The following is a 6,945-nucleotide window of genomic DNA, read 5'->3' on the forward strand; positions in this document are numbered from 1 at the left end:
GCCCTCGATCATCAGCGTGATACGGAAGGTCAGCAAGAGGCCATACAGGTGATCCAGCTTGTAGAGCCAGCGCAGCATGTCTTTTCGATCAGGATGCCGAACAGACCCACCAGGATTGGTGCCACGATGAGCATGACCCAGTAGTTCAGTCCCAGATAGGTCAAGCCCATCCAGGCCAGGAACGCGCCCAGCATGTACAGCGTGCCGTGCGCGAAGTTGATCACGTTGAGCAAGCCGAAGATCACCGCCAGGCCCAGCGAGAGCATGGCGTAGAAGGAGCCGTTGACCAGGCCCAGCAGCAGCTGGCTCAACAAGGCTTGCAGGGGTATGCCGAATAGTTCCATAAAAACCCGTTCATCCAGGGGGGTAAAGAACGCCATCGCCCACAGCAAAAATCTGCCATCCCCGGGTGAGCAGAAATGACAGATTTTGCGGGGCTATTTGATGGCCTTACTGCTACGTTGCGACGTCGTGCTTACTTCCAGGCCGCGCACTTGGATTCGGCCTTGGTGGTCCAGGCCTGCTCGGCCGGGATGGTCTGCACCAGCTTGTAGTAGTCCCACGGATACTTGGACTCCGACTGGGCCTTGACCTGGTACAGGTACATGTCGTGCACCACGCGGCCATCGGCGCGCAGGTAGCCATTCTTCTGGTACATGTCGTTGAACTTGGCCTTGCGCAGAGCCGCCATCACCTTGTCGGAATCATCGGTGCCGATTTCCTTGACGATCTTCAGGTATTGCAGCGCAGCCGAGTAGTCGGCGGCTTGCAGGGAGGACGGCATTTTCTTGCGCACGGCGAAATAGCGCTTGGCAAAGGCACGGGTTTCATCGTTGGCGTCCCAGTACCAGCTATCGGTCAGGTACAGGCCTTCGGTGTTCTTCAGGGTCAGCGAGTGTACGTCGTTGATGAACACCAGCAAGCCGGCCAGCTTGGCGGTCTTGGTGATGCCGAATTCATTGGCCGCCTTCACCGAATTGATGAAGTCGCCACCGGCATTGGCCAGGCCGATGATCTGGGCCTTGGAGCTTTGTGCCTGCAGCAGGAAGGAAGAGAAGTCGGAAGCGCCCAGCGGATGCTTGACCGAACCCACCACGGTGCCGCCCGAAGCCTTCACCACGTTGGCGGTATCGGCTTCCAGCGAGTGACCGAAGGCATAGTCGGCGGTCAGGAAGAACCAGCTCTTGCCACCCTGCTTGACCACCGCCGAGCCAGTACCCTTGGCCAGGGCCACGGTGTCGTAGGCGTAGTGCACGGTATAGGGCGAGCACTCTTCATTGGTCAGACGGGCCGAGCCGGCGCCGATCTGCATGTAGACCTTCTTCTTTTCTGCGGCCACCTTGGCGCTGGCCAAGGCAGTGCCGGAGTTGGTGCCGCCGATCAACATGTCCACGCCCTGCTGGTCGAACCATTCACGGGCCTTGCTGGCGGCAACGTCGGCCTTGTTCTGGTGGTCGGCCACCAGCAGTTCGATCTTCTTGCCGTTGATGGCGCCGCCCATGTCGGCAATGGCCATCTTGATCGCTTCGGCGCCACCCTGGCCGTCGATGTCGGAATACACGCCCGAGATATCGGTGATGAAGCCGATCTTGATCACATCACCCGAGATCTGGGCCGAAGCCGGTGCCGTCGCGAATGCCGCAGCGGCGGCGGTGACGGCCAGTGCCATTGCCTTGAGTTTCATTTTCATCTCCTCTGTTTTGGAAGCCCGCTCAATGGTTTCGATGCGAGACAACTGGTGGAACGGGGAGAGGATCACTCACCCCGCGGACGTACTTGTTGGCAGTACTTCTTCTAGCGGTGAAGCTGGTGATACCGGAAAATCTGGATAGCGGCTCAGACGCCCAGCAGTTCGTTCAAGGTCTGCATCTTCGCTTCCAGCTGCGACGATGCGAAGGACTCGACGATCTGCCCGTGTTCCATCACATAGAAGCGATCGGCCAGGGGCGCGGCGAAGCGGAAGTTCTGCTCGACCATGACGATGGTGTAGCCCTTGGCCTTCAAGGTCGTGATCATGCGCGCCAATGCCTGCACGATGACCGGAGCCAGACCTTCGGAAATCTCGTCCAGCAGCAGCAGCCGCGCACCGGTGCGCAGGATGCGGGCCACCGCCAGCATCTGCTGTTCGCCACCGGACAGGCGCGTGCCCTGGCTGTTGCGACGTTCCTTCAGGTTGGGGAACATCTCGTAGATCTCATCGATGGACATGCCGCGATCGGTCTTGGAGACGAAGGGCGGCAGCATCAGGTTTTCTTCCGCCGAGAGCGAGGAAAAGATGCCCCGCTCTTCCGGGCAATAACCGACGCCGAAGTGGGCGATCTTGTGGGTGGCCAGGTGGATGGTTTCCTGGCCGTTGATCTTGATCGAGCCCTTGCGGGTGCCGACCAGTCCCATGATGGAACGCAGCGTGGTGGTGCGACCGGCGCCATTGCGGCCCAGGAGCGTCACCACCTCGCCCTGGTGGACGTTGAGATTGACGTTGTGCAGGATGTGCGATTCGCCGTACCAGGATTGCAGATCGCTGATCTGCAATACCAGCGGTGCGGAGGAAGTGGACGTGGTCATGGCAGCAGCATTCATGGTGGCGGTGCTCATCAGTGGGCCCCTTGCAGTTCGCCCGAGGTGCTGCCCATGTAGGCTTCCATCACCTGCGGATTGCGCGAGACTTCGTCATAGCTGCCTTCGGCCAGCAGCGCACCGCGTTGCAGCACGCTGATGCGGTCGCAGATACCGGAGATCACGCTCATGTTGTGCTCCACCATGAGGATGGTGCGGCCCGCCGAGACCTTCTTGATCAGCGCCGTGACCCGGTCCACGTCTTCGTGGCCCATGCCTTGCGTGGGTTCATCGAGCAGCATCAGTTCCGGCTCCATGGCCAAGGTGGTGGCGATCTCCAGCGCGCGCTTGCGACCATAGGGCAGATCCACCGTAGTGGTGCGGGCAAAGCTGGTGAGGTCCACTTCTTCCAGCAGTTGCATGGCACGCTCATCGAGCTGCTTCAAGCTCTCGCCGTTCTTCCAGAAATGGAAGGAAGTGCCGAGCTTGCGTTGCAGGCCGATGCGCACGTTTTCCAGCACGCTCATGTGCGGGAAGACCGCGGAAATCTGGAAGGAACGGATGATGCCCTGGCGCGCGATCTGCGCGGGCGCATCCATGGTGATGTCGCGACCGTTGAACAGGATCTGGCCCGAAGTCGGCACCAGAAACTTGGTCAAGAGATTGAAGCAAGTGGTCTTGCCGGCGCCATTGGGGCCGATCAAGGCATGAATGTGACCGCGCTCAATTTGCAGGTTGACCGCGCTTACTGCCGTGAAACCCTTGAATTCCTTCGTCAGGTTTCTTGTCTCCAGAATGACGTCTGTCATGGTCTCTTTTTCCCTTTGATGCCCGCGCCGGTGGATCCGGTCGTCAAGGCCTGCCTGCTGCGGCTAACCTGCTTCTTTTGGAAGCAGGCACCACCGTTTCATACTGGCGAATCGAGAAGCTAGTTTTAATATTTGGCGCATAGTAGCCGGTTCGTACCATTCATACAATACGTATAAGTACCGTATGGTCCAGCGCTTGAGAAATCACGCTGTCATGCCCGCGACAGCAGGCTGGAAGCGACTTTCTCGGCAATCATGACAGTCGGCGAATTGGTGTTGCCGGAGGTGATGGAGGGCATCACCGAGGCATCGGCCACGCTCAACCCCGCCACTCCGCGCACCCGGCATTGCGCGTCCACCACGGCCATCGCATCGTCGCTGCGCCCCATGCGACAAGTGCCCACCGGATGGAAGATGGTGGTGCCCACGTCGCCGGCGGCGCGCTGCAATTGGGCTTGACTTTGATACTGCAGGCCGGGCTTGTATTCCTCGGGACGATAGCGTGCCAGGGCGGGTGAAGCGACGATGCGGCGGGTCAGCCGCAGCGCATCGGCGGCCACCTTCAGGTCGGCTTCGGTGGAGAGATAGTTGGTGGTGATCCTGGGCGCGAGCGCGGGATCGGCCGCGGCCAGGCGCACGTGCCCGCGCGAGGTCGGACGCAGGTTGCACACGCTGGCGGTAAAGGCCGGGAAGGCGTGCAGCGGATCGCCGAATTTTTCCAGCGACAGCGGTTGCACGTGGTACTGCAGATTGGCGCTGTCCTGCTGCGCATCGGACTTGGCGAACGCCCCCAGTTGCGAGGGCGCCATCGACATCGGGCCGCTTTGCATGAGCAGATATTCCAACCCGATCTTCATCTTGCCCAGCAGGGTGGAGGCCATGGCATTGAGCGTGCGGGCACCGTCGACCTTGAATACCATGCGCATCTGCAAGTGATCCTGCAAGTTCTCGCCCACCCCCGGCAGCGCATGGACGACCGGGATCTGGTGCTGCTGCAACAGCGCCGGATCGGCGATACCCGACCTCTGCAGAATATGCGGCGAACCAATGGCGCCGGCACACAGGATGGTTTCCTTGGCCTGGGCAAACCACTGCGAGCCACCGCCGGTGAATTCGACACCGGTACACACCGGCCCGCCCTCGCCCTGCTCCATGCGCAAGCGGCTCACGTGCGAACCGGTCATGATGGTGAGGTTGCCATCCTTCATGGCAGGCCGCAGGAAGGCCTTGGAAGCGTTCCAGCGCACGCCGCGCTTCTGGTTGACGTCGAAGTAGCTGCACCCCTCGTTATCGCCGCGGTTGAAGTCCTCGATCTTGGGGATGCCATTCTCGGCGGCAGCGTCACGGAAGGCATCCAGGATATCCCAGCGCAGGCGTTGTTTCTCGACCCGCCATTCACCGCCGGCACCGTGGAACTCGCTGCTGCCCAGGTGGTAGTCCTCGCTCTTGCGGAACCAGGGCAAGACGTTCTGCCAGCACCAGCTATCGTCGCCGCAGACCTCGGCCCAGTGATCGTAATCACGCGCCTGGCCGCGCATGTAGATCATGCCGTTGATCGAGGAACAGCCTCCCAGCACCTTGCCGCGCGGATAGATCAGGCTGCGCCCGTTCAGTCCGGCATCGGCCTCGGTACGGAACATCCAGTCGGTCCGGGGATTGTTGATGCAGTAGAGATAGCCCACCGGGATGTGGATCCAGAGATAGTCGTCGCGCCCGCCCGCTTCGATCAGCAGCACGCTCTTGCCGGTCTTGCGGGAGAGCCGGTTGGCCATGACGCAGCCAGCCGTGCCGGCGCCGATGATGATGTAGTCGTATTGCCCTGCCGATTGCATGGTGTCTCCGCTGGTTTATTCTTGTGGTCCAACACCGTGCGCAGCGCTTGATGCCCTGCGCACGGCCATCGGATTACTTGGCCACCGGCATGGTGAACTCGGCCCCCTTGCCGATGCTGGCCGACCAGCGCTGCATGATGGACTTGTAGCGCGTATAGAAACGGATGCCCTCTTCGCCATAGGCATGGGTATCGCCGAAGAGCGAACGCTTCCAGCCACCGAAGGAATGCCAGGCCATCGGCACCGGGATGGGCACGTTGATACCCACCATGCCGACCTGGATGCGGCGCGAGAATTCATGCGCGGTATTGCCATCGGCGGTAAAGAGCGAGACGCCATTGCCGTATTCATGCGCATTGATCAGTTGCACCGCCGAAGCGAAGTCCGGCACGCGCACCACGCACAGCACCGGACCGAAGATTTCTTCCTGGTAGATCTTCATATCGGGCGTGACCTGGTCGAAGAGCGTACCACCGATGAAGAATCCTTCCTCATGGCCCGGCACCTTCAGGCCGCGGCCATCGACCAGCAGCTGGGCGCCGGCCTCGACGCCACTCTGGATATAGCCTTCCACCTTGGCCTTGTGGGCGGCGGTGACCAGCGGGCCCATCTCGGCGTCATCTTCCATACCGTTCTTGACCTTCAGTGCCTTCACGCGCGGAATCAGCGCTTCCACCAGCCTGTCAGCCACGCTCCCCACCGCCACAGCCACCGAGATGGCCATGCAGCGCTCGCCGGCCGAACCGTAGGCCGCACCGATCAAGGCATCGACGGCCTGGTCCAGGTTGGCGTCCGGCATCACCACCAGATGGTTCTTGGCGCCGCCCAGGGCCTGGGCGCGCAACGGGAAGGTGCCGGCGCGCTCGGTGGCCTTGCGGTAGATGTATTCGGCAATCGGGGTGGAACCGACGAAGGACACCGCCTGCACCTCGGGATGCTCCAGCAGCGCATCCACGGCCACCTTGTCACCCTGCACCACGTTGAAGACGCCATCGGGCAGGCCGGCGCGCTTGAACAGTTCAGCCAGCATCAGCGAAGGTGAAGGATCGCGTTCGGAGGGCTTCAACACGAAGCTGTTGCCGGTGGCAATGGCGATGGGCGCCATCCACAAGGGCACCATCACCGGGAAGTTGAAAGGCGTGATGCCAGCGGTCACGCCCAGCGGCTGGCGCAGGTTCCAGTTGTCGATGCCGCCGCCGATGTTGTCGGTGAACTGGGTCTTGAGCAGTTGCGGAATGCCGGTGGCGAATTCGACGATCTCCAGGCCGCGCGTGACCTCCCCTTTCGCATCCGAGAACACCTTGCCATGTTCCAGCGTGATGGCCTTGGCCAGGGCATCGTGGTGTTGCTCGATCAATTCCTTGAACTTGAACAGCACCCGCGCGCGCTTCAAAGGCGCGGTCTCGGCCCAGGCCGGCGCGGCAGCGCTGGCGGCAGCCACTGCCGCATGGACTTCCGCCACCGAGGCCAGCGCCACCTTGGCAGTGACCTCCCCCGTGGCCGGGTTGAAGACATCCTGGCTGCGACCGCTCTCGGAACGGGAGCGCTGGCCCTGGATGTAGTGGTCGATGTGCGGGAGGCTCATAAGGTTTCCTTTGGTGTGGTGGAGGAAGGCGGGAGGTGCTGTCTCCGGCACCCTCCTGCCGACAAACCGCTCGACCCTGACAATGAGCCAACGGCATGGATGAGCAAGAATAGTCTCCCGCGGGCGACACATCCAATGAGGAATTATCAAGAGCAATTAAAGA

5 protein-coding genes and 1 pseudogene are annotated in these 6,945 nt (G+C 61.4%); all 6 read right to left on the reverse strand.

The features are described from left to right. Positions 1–344 (reverse strand): annotated as a pseudogene (locus I5W_RS26375) (ABC transporter permease subunit); the annotation flags it as partial. 131 nt (positions 345–475) lie between these two features. Further along, positions 476–1,684 (reverse strand): ABC transporter substrate-binding protein, encoded by a 1,209-nt coding sequence (locus I5W_RS26380; RefSeq protein WP_017452738.1) that lies wholly within the window; start codon positions 1,682–1,684, stop codon positions 476–478. Between the two features lie 152 nt (positions 1,685–1,836). Then, the gene (locus I5W_RS26385; protein WP_017452737.1) at positions 1,837–2,595 is read right to left on the reverse strand and encodes an ABC transporter ATP-binding protein; all 759 of its coding nucleotides are present in this window, start codon (positions 2,593–2,595) and stop codon (positions 1,837–1,839) included. Next, positions 2,595–3,365 (reverse strand): ABC transporter ATP-binding protein, encoded by a 771-nt coding sequence (locus I5W_RS26390; RefSeq protein WP_017452736.1) that lies wholly within the window; start codon positions 3,363–3,365, stop codon positions 2,595–2,597. Before I5W_RS26390 ends, I5W_RS26385 begins: the two co-directional genes overlap by 1 nt. Positions 3,366–3,577: 212 nt before the next feature. Further along, a complete protein-coding gene (locus I5W_RS26395; RefSeq protein ID WP_044531484.1) occupies positions 3,578–5,197 on the reverse strand; it encodes a GMC family oxidoreductase in 1,620 nt (539 codons plus the stop codon). 73 nt (positions 5,198–5,270) lie between these two features. After that, positions 5,271–6,782, reverse strand: a complete 1,512-nt coding sequence (locus tag I5W_RS26400) for a CoA-acylating methylmalonate-semialdehyde dehydrogenase (protein WP_044531485.1) — start codon at positions 6,780–6,782, stop codon at positions 5,271–5,273. Positions 6,783–6,945 lie beyond the last annotated feature (163 nt).

Source organism: Herbaspirillum sp. B65 (genome assembly GCF_000333555.1).
In the GTDB taxonomy this organism is placed as follows: domain Bacteria; phylum Pseudomonadota; class Gammaproteobacteria; order Burkholderiales; family Burkholderiaceae_D; genus Herbaspirillum; species Herbaspirillum rubrisubalbicans.